The sequence below is a fragment of the Sphingobacterium anhuiense genome, assembly GCF_042686355.1.
Taxonomy (GTDB): Bacteria; Bacteroidota; Bacteroidia; order Sphingobacteriales; family Sphingobacteriaceae; genus Sphingobacterium; species Sphingobacterium anhuiense.
Genome location: NZ_JBHUPE010000004.1, coordinates 194,480 through 216,743, shown reverse-complemented (window position 1 = coordinate 216,743; position 22,264 = coordinate 194,480). Strand labels below are relative to the sequence as shown.

General features: G+C 38.9%; 14 protein-coding genes. 6 read left to right on the top strand and 8 right to left on the bottom strand.

Annotation, left to right across the window (positions count from 1 at the left end; translation table 11 throughout):
• Positions 1-73: 73 nt before the first annotated feature.
• Both ACFS6I_RS06535 and ACFS6I_RS06530 read right to left on the bottom strand, forming a co-directional pair.
• A complete protein-coding gene (locus ACFS6I_RS06535) occupies positions 74-772 on the bottom strand; it encodes an L-ribulose-5-phosphate 4-epimerase (protein WP_380918988.1) in 699 nt (232 codons plus the stop codon).
• A 72-nt stretch (positions 773-844) separates the two neighbouring features.
• Positions 845-2,518: a ribulokinase gene (locus ACFS6I_RS06530; protein WP_380918986.1), complete on the bottom strand. Its 1,674-nt coding sequence runs from the start codon at positions 2,516-2,518 to the stop codon at positions 845-847.
• Positions 2,519-2,827: 309 nt separating this feature from the next.
• Here ACFS6I_RS06530 and ACFS6I_RS06525 point away from each other — a divergent pair, with 309 nt between their 5' ends.
• Positions 2,828-3,532, top strand: a complete 705-nt coding sequence (locus ACFS6I_RS06525) for an NUDIX hydrolase (RefSeq protein WP_132842453.1) — start codon at positions 2,828-2,830, stop codon at positions 3,530-3,532.
• A 105-nt stretch (positions 3,533-3,637) separates the two neighbouring features.
• Positions 3,638-6,007: a beta-L-arabinofuranosidase domain-containing protein gene (locus ACFS6I_RS06520; protein WP_380918984.1), complete on the top strand. Its 2,370-nt coding sequence runs from the start codon at positions 3,638-3,640 to the stop codon at positions 6,005-6,007.
• 255 nt (positions 6,008-6,262) lie between these two features.
• Here the strand turns inward: ACFS6I_RS06520 and ACFS6I_RS06515 are convergent, their stop codons facing one another.
• Positions 6,263-7,402, bottom strand: a complete 1,140-nt coding sequence (locus ACFS6I_RS06515; protein WP_380918982.1) for an aldo/keto reductase — start codon at positions 7,400-7,402, stop codon at positions 6,263-6,265.
• Between the two features lie 208 nt (positions 7,403-7,610).
• Positions 7,611-8,591, bottom strand: coding sequence for an aldo/keto reductase (locus ACFS6I_RS06510; protein ID WP_380918980.1), 981 nt, complete (start codon positions 8,589-8,591; stop codon positions 7,611-7,613).
• Positions 8,592-8,785: 194 nt separating this feature from the next.
• Between ACFS6I_RS06510 and ACFS6I_RS06505 the strand changes: the two genes are divergently transcribed.
• Together ACFS6I_RS06505 and ACFS6I_RS06500 are read left to right on the top strand one after the other, a co-directional pair.
• Entirely contained in the window at positions 8,786-9,682 is an 897-nt protein-coding gene (locus tag ACFS6I_RS06505; RefSeq protein ID WP_132842448.1) for a helix-turn-helix domain-containing protein, read from the top strand.
• A gap of 243 nt (positions 9,683-9,925) precedes the next feature.
• Positions 9,926-11,167: a YaiO family outer membrane beta-barrel protein gene (locus ACFS6I_RS06500; RefSeq protein ID WP_183912288.1), complete on the top strand. Its 1,242-nt coding sequence runs from the start codon at positions 9,926-9,928 to the stop codon at positions 11,165-11,167.
• On the opposite strand, the gene ACFS6I_RS06495 is transcribed toward ACFS6I_RS06500, so the two are convergent.
• The 4 genes from ACFS6I_RS06495 to ACFS6I_RS06480 are packed head-to-tail and all read right to left on the bottom strand — an operon-like array spanning position 11,164 to position 19,925.
• On the bottom strand, positions 11,164-14,586 hold the full coding sequence (locus ACFS6I_RS06495; protein WP_380918977.1) for a sulfatase-like hydrolase/transferase: 3,423 nt from the start codon (positions 14,584-14,586) through the stop codon (positions 11,164-11,166). The two genes, ACFS6I_RS06500 and ACFS6I_RS06495, sit on opposite strands and share 4 nt — an antisense overlap.
• Entirely contained in the window at positions 14,580-15,647 is a 1,068-nt protein-coding gene (locus ACFS6I_RS06490) for a hypothetical protein (protein WP_380918975.1), read from the bottom strand. The genes ACFS6I_RS06495 and ACFS6I_RS06490 overlap by 7 nt, the downstream gene beginning before the upstream one ends.
• An 8-nt stretch (positions 15,648-15,655) precedes the next feature.
• A complete protein-coding gene (locus tag ACFS6I_RS06485; protein ID WP_132773900.1) occupies positions 15,656-16,012 on the bottom strand; it encodes a response regulator transcription factor in 357 nt (118 codons plus the stop codon).
• Position 16,013: 1 nt separating this feature from the next.
• Positions 16,014-19,925 (bottom strand): response regulator, encoded by a 3,912-nt coding sequence (locus tag ACFS6I_RS06480; protein ID WP_380918973.1) that lies wholly within the window; start codon positions 19,923-19,925, stop codon positions 16,014-16,016.
• 309 nt (positions 19,926-20,234) lie between these two features.
• Here ACFS6I_RS06480 and ACFS6I_RS06475 point away from each other — a divergent pair, with 309 nt between their 5' ends.
• Positions 20,235-20,804, top strand: coding sequence for a Crp/Fnr family transcriptional regulator (locus ACFS6I_RS06475; protein ID WP_168126894.1), 570 nt, complete (start codon positions 20,235-20,237; stop codon positions 20,802-20,804).
• Between the two features lie 79 nt (positions 20,805-20,883).
• Complete coding sequence (locus ACFS6I_RS06470; protein WP_380918970.1) at positions 20,884-22,161, top strand: adenylosuccinate synthase; 1,278 nt, start codon at positions 20,884-20,886, stop codon at positions 22,159-22,161.
• Positions 22,162-22,264 lie beyond the last annotated feature (103 nt).

Sequence of the window (22,264 nt, the reverse complement as noted above, 5' to 3'; positions counted from 1 at the left end):
TAATAATTTTTGATTGGCTTTAGATCCAATCTCCTTTCAATTTTATTCGTTTATTTTTGATTATTAGGTATTTTTATTCTTGACCATAATACGCAGCACCACCATGCTTACGTTCATAATGTTTTTTGATCAATGCATCCTTTAGACGTGGAGCCTTCGGATTGATCTGCTCCGTAAGCAAAGCCATTTTTGCTACTGTTTCCAAAACAGCGCTGTTGTATACCGATTTATCTCCCGTTTTCCCCCATGTAAAAGGTGCATGGTTACCAACTAAAATCATCTCCACTTCCTTGTAATCGAGCTTATGTTCATTAAAATGATTGATTATCTGAAATCCTGTTTCGTATTCATAATTACCAGCTATCATATCATCTTCCATAGGTGCCGCACAAGGAATATCGGAAGTTAAGTGATCGGCGTGAGTCGTTCCAAAAATGGGAATATCACGCTGGCTCTGTGCCCAAGCAGTGGCATAAGTTGAATGCGTATGTGTAATACCACCCACACCTTCCCAATGCTTATAAAGTACAGCATGTGTTTTCGTATCTGATGATGGCCTCAGCTTACCTTCAACCACACGACCCTCAAAATCAACAATAACCATATGATCCGGTGTTAATTGATCATAAGACACTCCACTGGGTTTAATGGCAAATACAGCCTTGTCACGATCCGCAACACTTACATTACCAAAAGTAAAAAGTACCAGTCCCAATTGAGGCAACTGCATATTACATTGATAAGCTTCTTCTTTTATAGATGTATATATCATTATTTCAAATTCAAAAAATTAAAAAATCATGAAGAGCGGTAACAATTAGTAAGGCGTTACGACACTTTTCGCTTAGTGTTTAGTTTCTTCGATAAATGTACCGAGCTTAAGGTAGTGCTGGTATCGTTTGGCATAGATGGCGACCATCTCAGCACGAGGTTCGTAAGTTTTTTCGAAACCCTGCCCCATCGCTTCCATAGCATCTTCAACCTTAGCATAAATACCAGCCGCAGTAGCCGCAAACATAGCCGCCCCTATAGCGCAAGTCTGTTCAGATTTATGAATACGGATAGGCATATTCATCACATCAGCCATGGTCTGCATGATATATGGAGATTTTTTTGCTACTCCACCCAAACCAATTAATCCCTTGACTGGAATCCCTTGTTCTACAAAACGATCTACTATACTTTTTGCTCCGAAACAAGTAGCTTCGACAATTGATCGAAAGATACGTACCGCATCTGTACCAAGATGAAGCCCCATTAAAGCGCCTTTTAAAGTTTGATCAGCATCAGGTGTACGACGGCCATTAAACCAATCTATTGCCAATTCAGAAGATGCTGTGACCGGTAATGCTTCAGCCTTTCGACTTAATTCAGGGATTAATTGTGTATCAATAAGGTTCGCGATTTTTGTTTTATCTGCGGCCGAAAAATCGTTTGACTGCGCAATTAAATTAGTAACTGGCCATGATAACACTTGTCTAAACCAAGCATAAGCATCACCAAAAGCCGACTGGCCAGCTTCCATACCCATCATACCCGGGATAATCGAACCATTGACCTGACCACAGATACCCTTTACCAATGTGTTGCCCACCTCATCTTGCGGAGCTACCAACATATCACAGGTAGAAGTTCCCATCACTTTACTTAAATAATACGGTTCGATCTGTCCACCTACAGCACCCATATGGCAATCAAAAGCACCAACACCAACAACTACATCAGTGGAAAGTCCCAGTCGGTCTGCCCATTCTTCCGAGAGCGTTCCAGCAGATTCGGCAGCAGTATACGTTTCGGTAAATAAACGATCAACCATACCATCTAAATACGGATCCAGTTCTGCAAAAAAATGATTCGGTGGAAGACCACCAAAATCAGCAGCCCATAAAGATTTATGCCCTGCCGCACATACACTACGTTTGATATCCTGAGCACGTTTTCCTCCTGTCAATAAGAACGGAATGTAGTCACAGTGCTCCACCCAGGTATATAGTGCCTTGCGAACATCCTGATCATCACGCAGTATATGAAGCAATTTTGCCCAAAACCATTCTGACGAATATATTCCACCAACATATTTTAAGTAATCCGTATCGTATTTTTGTGCATGCGCATTAATTTCCTTCGCTTCTTGAACTGCTGTATGGTCTTTCCAAAGCACAAACATCGCGTTGGGATTGTCTGCAAAACGATCGGACAAAGCGAGCGGTATTCCCTGTTTATCAACAGCTATCGGTGTAGAGCCAGTTGTATCGACAGAAATTGCTTTTACCGCTTTGACAATCTCATCATTATCGGCCTTTTGAAGGCATTCTCGTATCGTTGATTCCAGTCCCTCTATATAGTCTAACGGATGCTGACGAAACTGATTCGTCATCGGATCACAAAATTTACCGCTGCTCCATCTCGGATAATAGAATACAGCGCTAGAAACTTCTTCGCCATTTGCCGCATCTACTAAAACCGATCGAACGGAATCACTCCCGTAATCTAAGCCGATCACATAAGCTTTATTCATTTATTGATTGATTTGGTTTATAATATTGATTTATAATCAATTACATATTAAAACACGTTCACGAATCCATCATGCGATTCAGCGTCTCTAGTAATTAATGTCAAATTAACATTTATTTTTTTAAATAATGAAATTTTAATTTTTTTTTTCGTTGATTTGTATTGCGATAGAAATAAAATATGACCTTTTTTATCACGCAATCGTATAAAAAAGACAGAAAATATATTATTTTCTTAAACATGTTAGATATTATAACAGATACGAGACATTTTGTATCTTTAATTAATTATAAAACGAGATTAATCAATTATGGATTTTTACAAGAACGAACCAAGCTTATTATTAGCTGTGGACTGTATTATTTTTGGCTTTAATGGCGAATCACTAGAAATTTTGCTGATAAAACGTGGGTTCGAGCCCGAACGAAATAAATGGAGCTTAATGGGAGGATTTGTTCAACCTGATGAAAATCCACAGCAGGCGGCTTCCCGTATCTTAAAAAAACTAACAGGTTTAGAAGATGTCTATATGGAAGACTGCGGTATCTTTGGAGATCCTGACCGTGAAAAATATGGCCGAGTTGTCAGCATTGCACATTTTGCATTGATTGATACCCACCAATATAAGCATATTATTAGTGAGGAGTTTGAAGCGCGCTGGTTTCCGCTCAAAGAACAACCGGAATTGATTTTCGACCACCCTCAGATGATCGAGAAAGCAAAACAAAAATTGCGCATGAAAGCTGCTCTCTACCCCATTCTGTTTGAGCTCTTGCCTGAAAAATTCACCATTCCACAAATTGTTGCACTTTACGAAGGTGTCTATGATACCGAACTGGATACCCGCAATTTTAGTCGTAAGCTCCTGTCTTCAGAACTGATCATTAAACTTAAGGAAAAAGACAAAGAAAATTCGAAAAAAGGAGCCTTCTACTTCCGTTTAAACAAAGATATTTATAAAGAAAAGATCATGTCATTTTTAAGCTACTTACCGAGTTGGTCCTTAAATGGTTAGTCAAATGCGCTCACGTACAAGAGCCATTTTTTTTGCCTAGCTAAATAAATGTATAAATAACATTTAACACTCTATTACAAAATCATTACCTCCACCTGAACTTTTATGAAGCTACAACATATCCTTTCCTATGCTACTTACGCGGTTATCTTTACGAGCACACTAGCTGCTCAAACGAAACCTCAAATAAGCTATTTTGAACTGAAAGATGTCCGTTTACTTCCGGGTGAATTCAAACATGCTGAGGATCTAGATTTAACATATTTATTAACACTTGATGCAGATCGTTTACTCGCTCCTTTTCTTCGCGAAGCAGGTTTACCACAAAAAAAAGAATCTTATACCAATTGGGAAAACACAGGATTAGATGGTCATATAGGTGGTCATTACCTTTCCGCTCTAGCACATATGTATGCTTCAACAGATGACATACAAATCAAAAAAAGATTGGATTATATGCTGTCCAATTTGAAAAACTGCCAAGATGCTAATGGTAATGGATACATCGGTGGTGTTCCCGGCGGAAAAACCATCTGGGAGGAAATCAAAAAGGGGAATATCCAAGCCGGCGGATTCACGTTGAATGGTAAATGGGTCCCTTTATATAATATTCATAAAACCTATGCCGGTTTACGAGATGTCTACCTCCTTACCGGCACTCCAGAAGCTAAGGACATGTTGATCAAAATGACTGATTGGGCTATTGCCCTTGTGCAACAATTGTCTGAGAAGGAGATTCAGGATATGTTGCGCAGTGAACATGGGGGTCTTAATGAAATCTTTGCAGATGTTGCTGCCATCACACAAAATACTGACTATCTAACACTTGCGCGTCAGTTTAGCCATCATGATGTGCTAGATCCATTGATCAAACACCAGGATAAACTAACCGGTCAACATGCCAACACACAAATCCCAAAAGTACTAGGATTCAAAAGAATCGCTGATCTTGCGCAGGATGAAACATGGGAAGATGCTGTTCGCTATTTCTGGGAAAGTGTCGTGACGCAACGTTCTATCTCCTTTGGTGGTAATAGTGTTAGTGAACATTTTAATCCTACAGATGATTTCTCGAAGATGGTACACAGTATTGAAGGACCTGAAACCTGTAATACTTATAATATGCTCCGTTTAACAAAAATGTTATATCAGACCGATCCGCAAGGTCGATATCTGGATTATTACGAAAGAAGTTTATATAACCATATCCTTTCCAGTCAACATCCTGAACATGGAGGTTTTGTCTATTTCACACAAATTCGTCCTGGCCATTACCGGGTCTATTCACAGCCCCATACCAGCATGTGGTGCTGCGTTGGATCGGGAATGGAAAATCATGCCAAATATGGAGAGATGATCTACGCGTACAAGGAGGCTGACCTTTTTGTCAACCTCTTTATTCCTTCTCGTTTAAACTGGCAAGAACAAGGAGTCGAAATTGTTCAGGAAAATAATTTTCCTGAACAAGCAAATACCACATTACGTATTCATCCGAAAAACCACGCAGCGAACTTTACGTTGCATATCCGCAGACCAGCGTGGTTAAAGAAAGAACCAGTGGTCAGGATCAATGGAAAAGTACAAAAGACCAATCCTAGAGAAACGGACTTCATCACCATCAAGCGGACATGGAAAAAAGCTGATCGCGTCGAAATTGAGCTCCCTATGGGTATCCATACAGAACAATTGCCTGATCACAGTAACTATTATAGCGTACTCTATGGTCCCATTGTCTTAGGGGCACGTACTGCGACTGAGCCATTACCGGATTTACTGGCCGACGACAGCCGTATGGGGCACGTGGCAAAAGGGGTGCAGATACCTTTACGTGATTTACCGATACTGAGCAGTGAAGCAAGTACCATCCCTAATTTAGTGAAGCCCATCGCATCAAAACCTTTACACTTTTCGTTATCCGGACTTCGACTAGGAAAAGAAGAACTAACCATGGAGCTAGAACCATTTTACAAGATTCACGATAGCCGCTATATCATCTATTGGCCGCAAGCGACGGAACAAGAGCTTGCTGGTACACAGGAAAAAATGCAACGCGATGAACAAGAGAGTCTCCGTTTAAACACCCTAACCATGGATAAAGTTGTCTGCGGGGAGCAACAACCGGAATCTGATCATTTTATTCAACAGCTGAATAGTCATGCAGGTGTATTTGACGATACCCGTTGGCGTGAAGCAGACGGCTGGTTCAGTTATATCTTAAAAAAGCAAGATGGCAAAAATGCAGACATCTATATCAAATATCTAACGGAAGAAGGTCCAAGAACGACAGAAATCATGGTAAACGATGTTATCGTTGGAAAATTAATGCCAGCAACAGCAACATCTGATATCAAAACAGCACGTTTCACATTGACACAGGGTCTAGAAGCAGAAAAACAATTAAACATAAAAATCAAAGGAGCAGACCAGAATAGAAGCCACAAAATTCTTGAAATTCGTATCCTCAAAAATCAATAAAAATTGAGACAATTATGTCTATAACTGGCAATACTTTACCTTGCATGATGATATCCTGAGACTCAATAACCAGTCTCAGGGTTCATATTTTTACTTCTCCTCATCCGCCTTCAAATCAATGATTTTTTCCGTAAGCAATTTCAATACGGAATATATGGCAATTAGATTAAAATTCCATATCTCCTTTAAAAATAGAAAAGCTCCAAGAATTTCTTCTGGGAGCCTACCAATCAACCAATTATAATGATAACCATCTTACTTCTTTACTTGCTCAGCAGATAACCCTGTTAAGCGGTCGCCGACAATTGTAATCTCATTTAGCTTTGCCGTCAAACTAGTCAAATCTGAAGCGGAAAATGCATAAACTGCAGCCCAAAGATTCTCCTGCAAATGGGCTAATTTAGTTGTCCCTGGAATCGGTACGATAAAAGATTTCTGCGCTAAGAGCCATGACAGTGCCACCTGTGCAACGGTTAATCCACGGAGATCTCCAAATTCTTTAAGAGTGTCAATCAATTTCCAATTCGCAATTACATTTTCAGGTTGATACCGCGGCAATGAAGGCCTGTTATCATTATTAGGATCATATATTGAACGCTCATTTAAGTATCCCGTAATCATCCCACGACTTAGCGGACTATACGGTACAAAACCAATCCCCAATTCTTCACATAGCGGAATCACATCCTTTTCCGGTTCACGTGTAAATAAAGAATATTCACTCTGCAAAGCTGTTAGCGGTTGCACAGCATGGGCTTTTCTTATATTGTCCACATTCGCCTCACTCATTCCAAAATGCCTCACCTTGCCTGTTGCTATGAGATCTTTAACTGCACCAGCGACTTCTTCAATAGGGATATTAGGATCAACACGATGTTGGTACAATAAATCGATGTAATCTGTTTTTAAGCTTTTCAATGAATGTTCGACAACTGCTTTAATACGATCTGGATGACTATCGAGACCTTCAGACGGTTTACCATTTTTAAAACCAAATTTAGTAGCTATGATGATATCCTTACGAAACGGAGCCAATGCCTCCCCAACCAGTTCCTCATTGAACAGAGGACCATAAGCTTCTGCTGTATCGTAAAAATTCAATCCCAATTCTGGAGAGCGTCTCAATAAGTCGATCATTGCCTTTCGATCGGGAATAAAACTCCGATGATAACTCATACCCATGCAACCTAATCCCAAAGCCGATACTTCAAGACTTTGCTTCCCTCTACCCAAAGTCCTTTTTTCTGATGAAAGATTCATCTTACTTTTGTCACTATGGTTTTCTTTTTCGGATGAACGATTACATCCTACAAGTCCTAAAGAAGAAGTTGCCAATAAGCTCGTTCCGATAAACGCTCCCTTTTTTAAGAAGTCTCTTCGATTATTCTGTTCCATATCATTTAAGTTTATTCTTTACTATTTAAAAAATCCCAAAAGTCGATTCAAGCTCTAAAGAATCCACGTTCTTGCACTTATTCAAAAATCGGCACAAATATGTAGCATTATAGGATACAAATTACTGTTTAACTTACCATTATTACAGATTACATGCTTTAAGGCTCCCATCAGACACTCAACATGTTCTACGATTGCATGAATCATCCTATTCTTCCGAGATCGCGAGCAATTCAGCAGATAGGCGCTCACCTTGAATGGAGATCCTTGTCAGGGCAACCTCTATTTCGATCAGATCCTCGGCTGTCATCATGACGTTGGGCGCCTGAATATTATCATCAATGTAGTCGAGCTTATCCATTCCCGGGATAGGAACAATAAGACGGTTTTTACTAAGCAACCAAGCTAATGCGAGCTGCACCGTTGATATTCCTTTTTTTAGTGCCAATGCATTTAACATTTTGATTAAAGGCATATTCGCCTGCATCGCTACTTTGGTAAATCTGGGAAAGCTCGCTCGCAGATCAGTTTCAGGATCAAAAGTAGTTTCTGCTGTTATCGTACCGGTCAAAAAACCAGTACCCAAAGGGGCCCACGGCACAAAACCAATTCCCAATTCCTCACAAAGCGGTAGCACATATTGTTCCGGCTCACGTGTCCAGATCGAATACTGGTTTTGAACAGCAGTGACCGGTTGAATAGCGTGTGCCTTTCTGATAGTAGATGCACCCACCTCAGAAAGTCCAAAATGCTTTACCTTCCCCTCCGCAATTAAATCTCCCACCGTACCGGCGACATCTTCAATCGGAACATTCGGATCAACCCGATGTTGATAAAATAAATCAATATAATCTGTCCTTAATCGCTTAAGCGAAGCTTCTGCAACTTTACGTATGTGTTCAGGTCGACTGTTCAAGCCACCTTCTTCCGAGATCATACCAAACTTCGTTGCGATAACGACTTCCTTGCGAATAGGGATCAACGCCTCACCCACCAATTCTTCATTTGTAAAAGGTCCGTAAGCCTCCGCTGTATCAAAAAATGTGATTCCTTTCTCAAAAGCTCCACGTATCACACGAACACCTTCCCGTATGCTAACTGCCTTTCCAGTACCAAAACTCAGATTCATACAGCCCATCCCTATTGCTGACACTTCAAGTCCGCTATTTCCTAAAACTCGCTTTTTCATTTTCTTTACCCATTTAATTTGTTTAAATTCATTAGCCAATCATCATTTGTTAAATAACAGGACAAAATTCGTTAGGTTCAGTTGATTCTTGCTTATACAGATTACGGCAATGCTTACCATTATTACTGTTAATAGCCTAAGCCTATCCCGACCTATGCTGTAATTGCTTAATATTGAATTATAAAAAAAGAGTTATGGAAGAAATCATCAAAATAGACAGTATTGATGCCTACAATAAAATGCGTGGCATAGAAACCTTGCATCCCTTAATTACAGTAATCGACTTATCGAAAACAAAACCGATGCCTGCACAGACTTTTAACTTTGGTCTTTATGCCATCTTTCTGAAAGAATTAAAATGTGGCGAATTGAAATACGGTCGCAACAATTATGATTTTCAGGAAGGAACATTGGTTTTTATTGCTCCAGGACAAGTATTGGGCGTACAACCTAATATCACAACCTTTCAACCCTCAGGGTGGGCACTCTTATTTCATCCAGACCTGATCAAAGGAACTTCATTGGGAAAGAAAATCCATGAATATAACTTCTTCTCATATGATGTAAACGAGGCTTTACATCTTTCCGAAAAAGAGCGGCATATTGTTTTAGATTGCTTTACCAAAATCCAATATGAAATGGAACAAAGCATTGACAAGCACAGCAGAACATTGATTACATCCAATATTGAATTATTTTTAAACTACTGTACCCGATTCTATGACAGACAGTTTGTAACCAGGGACCATTCCAACAAGGGTATACTGGAAAAATTCGAAGATATATTAAACGCTTATTTTACCGAAGATAAATCTCAAAAGATCGGACTACCGACGGTAGCTTACTGTGCTTCAGAATTGAACCTATCTCCAAATTACTTCGGCGATATCATCAAGAGCGAAACTGGTATTACTGCACAGGAATATATCCAAACTAAGGTTATCGATTTCGCCAAAGAAAGAATTTTTGATCACGAAAAATCAATCAGTGAAATTGCCTATGAATTAGGTTTCAATTATCCCCAGCATTTCACTCGTCTGTTCAAGCAAAAAGTAGGCATGTCTCCCTCCGAATACCGATCATTAAATTAATTATATAATAGTCTTAATCCACAAGTTTCTCCTCAAGACTGTCTTAAAATGTTATTAAGTAAGAAGAAATACCAAAGGAAGTCTATCCAGTCTTTATCAACTTTGTCAATTTGTTTTAAAGAAGACCTACGACGATTTATATGCATGATGATAAAATTATTTTGCCAGTTCAATCTCAAACAAATTTCATTAACTTTATAGCTTATTAAGATCGACCATATTACATAAAACAATCTATTGGAAATGAATAAATTTGTTTATTTATCGCTTTGCTTATTTGGATTTCCGTTTGCTTCCTTTGGCCAGGAAACAACGCTGACTGCCGATGAACTTTTTGTTAAAGCACGAACAGAGGCTTTTGATCAAAAAAATTATGCGGAAGCGATAAAAATCAGTAAACAGGCTTTGAAACAGGCTCCCGAATATACGGATATCAGTATCTTTTTAGGACGTCTATACACTTGGTCTGATAAAATAGATAGTGCCCGTACCATATTTTCCAAATTAGAAAGTCAAAATGTGCAAGATGAAGATTTGTACATAGCCTATGCTTCTTTAGAGTACTGGAACGATCAAGCGGCCAAAGCAATAAACTTGGTGGATAAAGGTCTTTCTTTTCACCCGACCTCAGAAGATCTTCTCCTTTTGAGGACAAAAATAGATTACAGTAATAATGCGTATGAAAGTGCTGAAAAATCAGTAAATAACCTACTAAAATTAAATCCTAAAAATGCTGAAGCAAGAGCTTTAGCAAAAAGTATCCAGGAGTATACAGCTAAAAATGCTATCGGGCTTAATTATAACTTTGTTCACTTTGACAAACAATTTGACGATAACTGGCATATTGTAGCACTTAGTTATAAAAGAGCTACCCCACTAGGATCAGTAATCTTCAGAACAAACTATGCGAATAAATTTGCTGACAATGGACTACAATTTGAAGTAGAGGCTTATCCAAGATTATCTAAAATGTTTTATCTCTATGTGGCTGGGGGCTATTCCAACAATGTAGGTATATTTCCTAAATACAGAACTGGTGTTTCTTTATATGCAAATTTACCGCACAGCTTTGAGGGTGAAGTCGGATACAGACAGCTATATTTCAGTGATAACATCTGGATGTATACAGCATCAATAGGCAAATATTATCAGAATTTCTGGTTCAACCTAAAAACGTATCTGACCCCAAGCAATGAAAATATATCACAATCATACGCAGGTACAGTTCGATACTATACCAAAGGAGCAAATGACTATTTAGGATTTCTAATCGGAACAGGAATTAGTCCTGAAGAAAACCGAAATAATCTCCTAGACCAGTCCATTTATAAGCTTAAAACATTCAAGATCGGAGCAGAATATAACTTTTCGGTCAACCGTACAAATCTGTTTTCCATTTCTTCTACGTACTTCAATCAAGAGTTTAGACCTAATGAGAAGGGTAATCAAATCGATATCACAGTGGGCTATATCAAAACCTTTTAGGGTTTTGATATCGTTTGCTTAAAATAATTCTTAAAAATACTGTCAGGCAGTAGCTGTTTCTTAGTATAGAATTGCTTATTCTGACGCTTAAACAGTTCGAAACGCTTGATGAGCAGATCACGCTCCGAACCCTCAGAAAGAGGTTCCTCATTAAGTGTTGCATCTAATTTATACAACTGGCCATCCGAAATATGGTAGTCACCATAGACAAAGTCAATCAACTGATTCTTACTTTGCATCATCGCTGCTCCATTTCCTTTAGCAGAAGCTCCGATCTCCAGACCACGGCCTATCCAGGTTACCTGTCCTGGGGTATTCACCTGATAATTATTACGATAAAAAGCAAGCAGAGAAGGTGTCACATCAAAGTGGCTTACCTTATGACGGAAAGTATGTGCCGCCTTTAGTAATGGTGAATAAATCATTAATGGAACATGATAGCGATCAATTTTACTTTCTAAAGGAATCTCAGGCATAGCGTGATCACCGGTTATAATAAAGATCGTATTAGCGAAATCTGCCCGCTTTTGATAATCCCTGAAAAACTGTTGCAATGCATCGTCCAAGTTCAATACAGACACCAGTTGCTTCCGGTTTTGCAAAGCCCATTTTTTGCGATCAGGTGTCAGATCGCCCAGAGCTAACCGCTTATCAAAAAGTTTTTCATAAAAAGCAGCATTATTGATTAGAAAAGGATTGTGGGTAGAGAGCGTTAACAAAAGATGAAAGTAAGGTGTCTGCTGCACTTTCTGTACCTCCAACATTTTTGCGAATACAGCTTGATCCTCATACCCCCAACTTTCTCCCCCTTTTTCGGGAAGCTTTTTATATGGTTCGGCATAAGACCACTGATCGACCAAAGTATCCACTTTACTGTAAGTCATGAATTTTTCCATGAAATCAAACTTTGAATTACCGCCATAGAAAAAACCTGTATTGAATCCATTTGCTTTTAAGATATTGAACAGGTTAAAATGTGCCGGTAGAGTATCCTGTTCTAAGAAACCATGCGAAGCAAAGGGCAACGATCCTGTCAATGTCGGCAAAACAGAAAAAGTTCTGCCTGAAGAACTTAAATTATTCTCCCAATACAAGGACTTCTTCGATAAAGAATCTATAAAAGGTGTAAAATTTCCGATATACCCTGAAGGAGAACTATAGGCATGCCCTAATCCTTCGACCACAATAATGACCAAATTTGGGACAGATGAACTTTTTTGAAAGTAGGTACCTAATATGTCCTTTGTATCTTCATTTCGAAGAAAAGGATAGCTTTGGTTTTCCCCTGACGGCTCTTTTTCTGCTCCAAATCCCAACATTCCCGGATGTTCTTCGATATAATTGGTGACATTAGAATTTAGAAAATAACGCCATTTACTACGGGCAGCATTTTGAGCAAACTCATCACCAGATATCTTAAAAATTTTAAAGCGGTCTACAGGAATAAAACTTACAATAACTCCTAAAAATAGCATACTTAGGCCTACATAGGTGCTGTTAATCGTTTTTTTCGACGCTATCCAAAAAGGAATATAGGCACATGCGACGAGCAAGATTAATAAAGCGATATTGGTAAAACTCAGCATACCACTCGCTTCCAAAATTTGCATCATCTCGGCAGTATTATAATAAAACATATCCGCTCCCAACAAATTGCGTGATTCTGCAAAATATAAAAATAAAATATATTGCATTACCACGACAAAAGACAATAACACGATGGATAATATCCTGGCTACTGAAAGATGAACAAGCTGTACTATCAGATACACAAGACCGCAACCACTTAGTATCTGAAAAGCGAAAATGAGATTATTCAAAAGAAGTGGTATTAAACCATTTGATTGACCTAATTGTGGAAATTGCCTGCTATACCACCACCATTCTACAGCGACAGAAAGCATATACAACACTAAAAATACAAGGCTTACAGCACCATAATTTTTCAATCCAATACGCAACTGTAAACCAATCCGTTTAAAAAATGGAATATCTTCAGCCCCTTGCTGAAAACCCTGACGTTTCATATCGCCCCAGCTATGCTGTTTACGAAAATAATCCACCACACCGCGAACACCTGCACCGACTACAATTGGATGGAAATAAAAAGGTTCCAAAATAGCTGTAACAATCAATTTGGAAAGATCTTGCTTCTTGGTGTACACCTGGTGACTCACCAAGTCGACCAAAATAGCGTAAATAGAATATAAGATCCCCGATGAAATAACCAGCGCAAAGAGTGCAAAGAAAAATGGCCAGTTTATAATACCGAGAAAAAGAAAAATCAGAAAAATAATATATCCTGAAAATTCAATTACAGGACCAAGGAATTCAAAGAAAAACCAATAGGGCATACTGACCATTCCTAACCGTCCGTACTTCGAGTTGAACATAAGCTTACGGTGCTTCCAAAGTGTTTCCATGGTACCTCTCATCCAGCGATTCCGCTGCTTTTTCAAAATCTCCTTAGACTCAGGCACCTCAGTCCAACATAATGGATCCGGTATGTTGACCACTTCATAAGGAAGTTTCTGTTCTTCCATATAACGGCGCATGCGTACCACCAGTTCCATATCTTCACCTACAGTTTTACTGTCATATCCACCACAGGCTAGTACAATCTGCTTATCAAAAGCCCCAAAAGCCCCTGAAATCAAGATAAGACCAGAAGCTCGGGACCAAGCCATTCTTCCCAATACAAAAGCACGAATATATTCCAAAGCCTGTGTACGTCCAAGCCAAGATTTAGGAAGGTTAACGTCAACTACTTTACCATTTTCTATACGGCAGTTATTAGCTAAACGGATGACGCCACCACAAGCAATGACCCTTTTATCAGTCTGCTCTAGGAAAGGTTTTGCAAGTTTTAAAAGTGCATCCTGCTCTAGTATACAGTCCACATCGATGCAGACGATATAATCGCCAGAAGATATATTTACCCCCACATTCAGCGCATCTGCTTTCCCGCCATTCTCTTTATCAACGACAATCAGCTTTTTGAAAGCGGCATTTTTACTTTTATAAATACCGCGGATCTCTTTGGTTTCTAGATCACCTTGTATAAAAAACGGAACAGATTCTAATGCATAAGCTTCAATAAGCTTTTCCATAGAATCATCACGACTTCCATCATTAACAATAATAATTTCTAGGTTATGGTAGTAGAGAGATAATAACGATCGTACATTTTCAACGACGGTCATACCTTCATTATAGGCCGGGGCGATTAAGCTAAAACGAGGTGCATTGACATTGGTTGCAATGAGATTATAATCAGTATAGGAATTATCATGCTTATAACGTATTACTGCACCATAGGCATAGATACCCACCCACCCAGAGATCAAAAATATAGCGGCCGAATATACAAGAAATATCCAGATCACTACTTCGTAAACAATATGTGAAAATTCTAGCATACTTTTTCCTGCAATGCGTGGTTAATAATATGTTTAAACTCATCCGGCGTGTTCTCATCCAAAGCCATATCCCGTAAATACTGACGCTCCCCTAAATTAACCAACACTTCCGCGGACCAGATTTTGATCGCAACTGCTGGATGCTCCCACAACTGTTTTTTCAAAAACGCATCACATTCCAGACTCTTGGACACCTTCATTGCTTTTAGGATCTCAATCTGAACGGCTAATGTTTCTTCTGGAAAAGCGCTCACCAATTGCTCCATCGTATTATTATTTTCAAAAGCCTCCAGTGTACGCACTACCTGTAGCTTTACAGCAGTATCATTATGCGCTAGTAATTCTAGCACTTCATTATAATAAGACAACATCTGGAATTTACGCATTAAACGCAGCGTAAAAATAACCACAGATGTATTTTCACTTCGCAACCATAAAGTAATATTGACAATTTTCGGATCGGGAATATCAATAATAGAATTTAGTAAACGAAGCTGTTGCCACTCAGAAAGAGGATGCTTCAGGTTATCTAAAAAACTTAAACCTTCAGCTCCTTTAAAACTGACTATTCCATACTGTGCTTCTAAATATACCTGTTTCTCCCGGTGCTCGAGCAAGGATGTAAAGGTAGGTAATGCACGTAAAACACGCATTGCGGTCAGCTCCTGAATCCCTCCTGCTATGTGATATGCTTTCTTTTTAATTAGATTACGCCAGGCCTCATCCTCAAGACTAAACTTATAAAATAAATGTGTAATCTCTTCTCGGGCAACACCAGAAAATTTGCGTTCTGAAGCCACTAAAAGATCTAAAAAAACACTTCTGAACGCTGGTTCCCGCAGATGCATATCAAAGGATTCATCGTTTTCAACAAAATTCTGTCCCAACACTATAGATTCAGTAATCTTATTTTCAATGATCTGTGTCCAGACTTGTCTATTAGATAAAACACGGTATTTATAAAAACTATAAAACAATACCGCAATAATCAATAGCAATACCAGCACAAATACAATAATTATGGCCAATACCAGTTCGTGAAGTGTTATTTTTTGAAACATAGTAACCTTTATTTACCTGTCAGACGTTTGATCCGCAGCAGCAGTTCATTTGGACTAAAAGGTTTGACCATAAAATCTGATGCCCCTAAATCAAATGCATCTGTCACAACTTCCTCCTGTCCCATGCTAGAAAGCACAATGACAGGTATTTTTTTTCCTATTGTGTGCATGGCAGACAAAATCTCAATACCCGATGCAAATGGCATCATGATATCGGTCACAACAAGATCAAGATCCAACTCACTGATCTTTTCAATAGCTTCCTTTCCATTGCGTGTTAAAATGACAGTATGCCCCTCTTTAATTAATTTATGTTCTATTGTTCGTAAAATCAGTTCGTCGTCTTCCGCTATTAAAATCAACATGTTACTTTTCGTTTAAAAGGTTCGTTATTAACTGTAATCCTATTTCAATTTCTTGCTTTATATCATTCAACAAATCCAATCCGGGGTTACTGGATGATAGTTCTTTTTCCAGATTAGATGTCAGCATGCTCAGTTTTTTAAGCCCCGCAGTAGACGCTGTTCCCCGCAATTTATGGAGGATCACTTTCATTCGTTCAATATCTTCCGATTCCCTGACATTTTCCAATTGAAACCATGCTTGCTTAATCTCTTTGATCACAAGATCTAAGAAAAAAGATTTAAAACTAACATCGTCTCCAATCTGCTCCTTAAGTGCATCCATATCTAGATGATCATCAACCACAGCCTCTTCTTTTTGTTCAAGTACCTGTTTTTGAACAAATTGCTGCAATACCGTGTACAGATCATGTTGCCTTATCGGCTTAGGAAGAAACTCAGACATACCGGCCTCTAAACATTTTTCTCTTTCTCCACGGACATTTCCAGCAGTAATACCAATAATAGGTATAGCAGCATAACCTGTTAATAGCCTTATTTGTTTGGTCGCTTCGATACCATCTACACCAGGCATCTGCACATCCATTAAGATAAGGTCAAACTTTGAATGTAGGCATTTTTCGATTGCATCCCCTCCATTAGTAACCTCTATCAGTTCAGCATTAGGCATAATAGTCGCCATCATACGCAGATTGAGCGCCATATTTACAGAATTGTCATCGGCTAAAAGAACCCTAGCCTGTTGTTGGTAAACCGTTGTTCCACTATCACTATCCTGTCCCAAATGATTAACATCAGCCTTACTTTGCTGTATAGCTTTACGTAAAGTAAGATAAAGTTCGTCGGATCGAATAGGCTTAAGCAAACAATAGGAGCGTTCTTGTTGCCTGAAAGCAGAAATAACCTCATGCTCCTCCGACGATGTATGCAATACAATGAGTGGAATACTTTCCTCCTGTTTATAAAACAATTCCTTTATTTTTTCTATCGTCTCCAATCCGGAGAGAATAGGCATGTGATAATCCATTAAAATAACATCAAACCTTTCACCGCTCATCAGTAATTGTAAAGCCGCCAGACCATTCTCTGCAAGTACTGAATCAACTCCTCTATAAGTCAGCATATGCTGTATAATCGTACGGTTATTGGCATTGTCATCTACAATAAGAACGCGTTTTAAAGGCAGTTCCTCATCCTCTTCGATGCCACCTTCTTCATAAGCGATTTCCAGATCAAAGTAAAAATCAGATCCTTTATTCAGTTCACTCTCCAGACAAAGTTTACTTCCCATGTATTTCAATAAATTATTGGAAATGGTGAGTCCTAAACCGGTGCCTCCATAACGTTTGCTCACAGAGCTGTCTTCTTGGGTAAAGGCATCAAAAATACGTTGCTGTTTTTCTACCGGAATACCGATACCAGTATCACGAACAGAAAAACGTAATTTAATTTTGCTTTCGTCACTGCTGCGCTTTTCGATCTTAAGTTCGATCTCTCCCTTTTCCGTAAATTTAACGGCATTTCCCAAGAGATTGATCAAGATTTGCTTGATGCGTGCCTCATCTACCCAGATAGAAGCAGGTAATCCCTGCTCAATATTTAATAAGAGTTCGACATCTTTGCGCTGTGCTTGGTAAAGTACAACATTGATTACCTGATGTGCCAAATCATATACATTGAATTTATCGATATACAGTTCCAATTTTCCAGATTCAATCTTTGAAAAATCAAGGATGTCATTGATAATATTCAATAAACTGCTTCCCGACTCGTTAATATAGTTGAGGTATTGCTTCTGTACATCGTTCAACGGTGTTTTGAGCAGCAGATCCGAAAATCCGATCACACCGTTCAAAGGGGTTCGGATCTCATGGCTCATATTAGCTAAAAATTCAGACTTTGCTTTACTCGCTAAGTCCGCAAGTTCTTTTGCTTTCTTCAATTCTAAATTTACAGCAACAGATTCGGTGATATTTTGAGTAAAAATAATAATACCGCCAACACTACCATCAGACAAATTCCAAGGTCTTACTTCCCAATTAAAGTGCTGTGGTTCCTCATAGTCATCAACATCAATCAATTCATCGACATTTTTATAAGATTTACCCTCAAGAGCATCATAGTAAATATTTTTTCTATTTTCCGGTATATTAGGAAAGACATCAAACAGATTCTGATCTAGAATATTATCCATATCTTTATGGAAGTCTTCCATCCATTGATGGCTGACGGATACATAACGAAAATCCCGATCAAACATCGCTACAGAAGCCGGAACATAATCCACAAATGCTCTTAGCATCGCTTCTTTACGTTCCAATTCCAGGTAAAGGTTTTTACTCGTATCAATATTTTGTATAATACCGAAAACACGCTTACAGGTTCCGTTATCGAACTCGGGAATTCCTTTAACACGTACCCAAATGATTTCACCTTCTTGCTGTCTCAATCGCAGTTCAACATCAAATGAACAGCCATGTTGCGTTGCTTCCTCAAAAATACCGGTTAACTTAACCTGACTGTCTTCATCAAAAAATCCGACGGCATGATCAAAGTTAGGAACAAAATCTTTACCTACTCCATGAATCAATTTTGTTGAATCGGACCAAAAAACCTGATGCAAATCCAGATTAACCTCCCATCCACCGACTTGTGCAACAGTATTCGTCTGCTCCAAAATCTGCTTCGTATGCAGGAGGTCATTTTCAAGCTGTATCCGTTCCGTCATATTAAGTGCAGTACTAACCACATAAGGTTTCCCTTCCGGATCCAGCTCGAGCATGTTATGATAAAGCCAATAGATCTTTTCGCCATCCTTCGATTTTAGAATCATCATACCTGAATCCTCCCCATTTTGAAGAATACGTTTGAGATAATCATCGAAAGCCTGCAGGTGATGTGTAGGTACAAGTTGCTTCAGATTGAGATGCTTTGCTTCCTCCTCAGAATACTTTAAAAGATTACGGCCTTTTTCATTTACAGCAAGAATATTACCTTCCATGTCGTGCATACTCATTAAACCGATGGCATTCTCGAAAAAATTGCGAAACTTCCGTTCAGAAACAGCTAACTTTAATTGCTCCTCCCGTTCACTGGTAACATTTCTCCCAAATCCGAAAATTTCTAACGTTGCTGCATCATACTTGAAGTACCATTCAATCACAACATCACTACCTCCATCCTGCGATGTTACTGTAGTATATTGTATACCTTCGGTAATATTTGCCAGATTTTTCAGACGCTGCTGAAAACTTTCATCATGATTATCCAATAATGTAAAAAAAGAGGCTCCTAACACCTTAGACTTTTCAATTTTAAGTGCCTCAGAAAAAGCAGGATTCAGTTCTTTTATCCGATATTGGTCGTCCAATACGCAGATCATATTATTGGTAATATGAAATACTTCCTCAAAATATCCTGCCTGGACCTTTCTCTTTTTCCCTAAGAGAATTTTGGTTACAGCTTTCCCAAGCTGTCCTAAAGAATCTACCTGTTTAAGAGATAATGACTTAGGCTCAAACCCGATGACACAGATCGTACCAAGTGCATGCCCTTCGTCATCCAATAAAGGTACTCCCGCATAAAAACGAATATTTCCCTCTCTGATCAAAGGATTGGTGGCCGATCTTGGATCCTCAAAAGTATCTTCGATGACAAGTACATCTTTACTCATAATTGTGTACTGACATACCGTATTACGTCTTTCAACAGTATCCAACTCCATACCAACACAGCTCTGGATCCGCTGCGTATCTTCCTCCATCATGGCAATAAGTGCCGCTGGACAATCTGTTATGAGACAGGCTGCCTGCGCAAACACATCAAGATCAGGGTCTTTCCCCAATCCCAATAGCTCATAAGATTTTAATTGGCGGATACGCTCCAATTCATTTTCCGGGACCGGGTATTGCTCCATGCCTTTAAATTATATAGTAAATAGATGTGTTCATTGAGATTGTGAAAATAACAAAAATAGTTCTCCTTTTAAATAAATAACAAACGAAAATCGGCAATAATCTTAAATTACAATATCAGAAGCATTTACTTCCCAAATTTTCAGATTTTATGCTTTGCAGAACTCTAACATAGCAAAGTTATAAAGTGCAATTACACCTTTAAAGCTGTGTAAATTGCATTATTCATGAAAGATTGTAGAATTAAAATTTCACGTAAAATCTTGCCAATTGACAACTTAAAATCAATTGCATAATCTTATTTTTGAAAAATGGAAGACTTGATCAATTATCTGCTCAAATTTGGACAACTCAACAAGAATCAATGTGCTTTAATATCAGCTAAAGCACAGCATAGACAGGTCAATAAAGGAGATTTTTTTTCTGAAGCGGGTAAAGTGGCAAGAGATATAGGCTACGTCACCCAAGGAGTTTTCAGAATCTGTTATTACAATAAAGCAGGAGATAGCTTCACTCGTTATTTCGTTTACGAAAATCGCTTCGTTGCCGATACAATCAGTTTCATTGATGAGTTACCTTCAGCAGAATATATCGAAGCCGTAACCGACTGTAAACTGCTCGTTTTCTCTAAAAAAGATTTTATGGAGCTAGCCGCCACCATTCCCGGCTGGTCAGACATCTTTTCCAAAATCACCTCTTATGTCCTCGAAAATAAAATGAGGGCAAGCAGCAATATGTTGGTGCAGAATGCACAAACACGCTATTTACATTTCTTAGCGCATTACCCTGGATTAGCCAACCGGATTCCACAACTGATGCTCGCTTCCTATTTAGGCATTACAGCAACATCGCTTAGCCGCATCCGAAAAACCATTAGCTAAAGGTTTTATTGCCAATTGGCAAGTGTAGCCTGCCCCTTTCTCCCGAACTTTGTCGTATTAAATATTTGAACATACGATTATGCAAGTTGATGTATTATTAGGCCTCCAATGGGGCGACGAAGGTAAAGGGAAAATTGTTGATGTGTTAAGTACAGATTATGATCTCATAGCGCGTTTTCAGGGTGGCCCCAATGCAGGTCATACGTTAGAATTTGACGGTAAAAAATTTGTATTAAATACGATTCCTTCGGGCATATTTTTCGATCATACCATGAACCTGATCGGAAATGGAGTTGTTCTGGATCCGATCAGTTTAATCAAAGAACTGGATATGCTTAAAAAAGCCGGCCACGACTTATTGAAAAAAGGTAATCTACTGATTTCAAAAAAAGCACATCTAATCTTACCATCACATCTTTTGCTTGATGCGGCATCCGAACAAAATCTAGACACGAACAAAATAGGATCTACTTTAAAGGGTATTGGTCCGGTGTATATGGACAAAACAGGACGCAAAGGACTCCGAGTAGGCGATATTTTGCTCCCAGATTTTAAAAAACGTTATCAAAAATTGGTAACAAAGCATAAAGCAATGCTTGCTTCATTTTATCAGTTAGAAGTGAATACGATTCAAAATGAAACTGCTTTTTTTGATGCAATTGAACACTTGAAGCATTATCCTCTGGTGGATTCGGAACATCTGGTCAATCAGTATCTTCAGGAAGGGAAAAGGGTTTTAGCCGAAGGTGCACAGGGAAGCTTGCTTGATATTGATTTCGGATCCTACCCTTTTGTTACCTCATCCAATACCACAACAGCAGGTGCTTGTATAGGTTTAGGAATTGCTCCAAACAAAATCGGTGAGGTGATCGGTATCTTTAAAGCATACAGCACCCGTGTTGGCGGTGGTCCCTTTCCAACAGAGTTGGCCAATGAAACAGGAGAGCAGATCCGTCAGACAGGCAAAGAATTTGGTGCAGTAAGCGGTCGTTCCCGCCGTACTGGATGGATCGATTTACCTGCACTAAAATATGCCCTAATGCTGAATGGTGTGACTCAATTGGTGATGACAAAGGCAGATGTTCTCAGTGGTTTAGATCACATCTTTGCTTGCACCCATTATCGCCATCATGGTAAAGTGATCGATTATATGCCTTATGAGCTAATTACTCAACAAGCAACTCCTATACTTAAGAAAATAGACGGGTGGCATCAAGATATCAGCACAGTCACCGATGTTTCCGACATTCCACTGAAGCTCAAAGCATATATTAATTTCTTGGAAAAAGAACTGCAAATTCCCATTAAATTTTTATCTGTAGGCCCAGATCGGAAGCAAACTTTGAAGCTTTATTAATGTTGAAAACACCTATAAAAATAGGTCATGAATGATAAAAGGGGGTTTCCAACAATTTAGGACACCCCCTTTTTCAAATCAGAACGATTTGCCAACCCAAAGA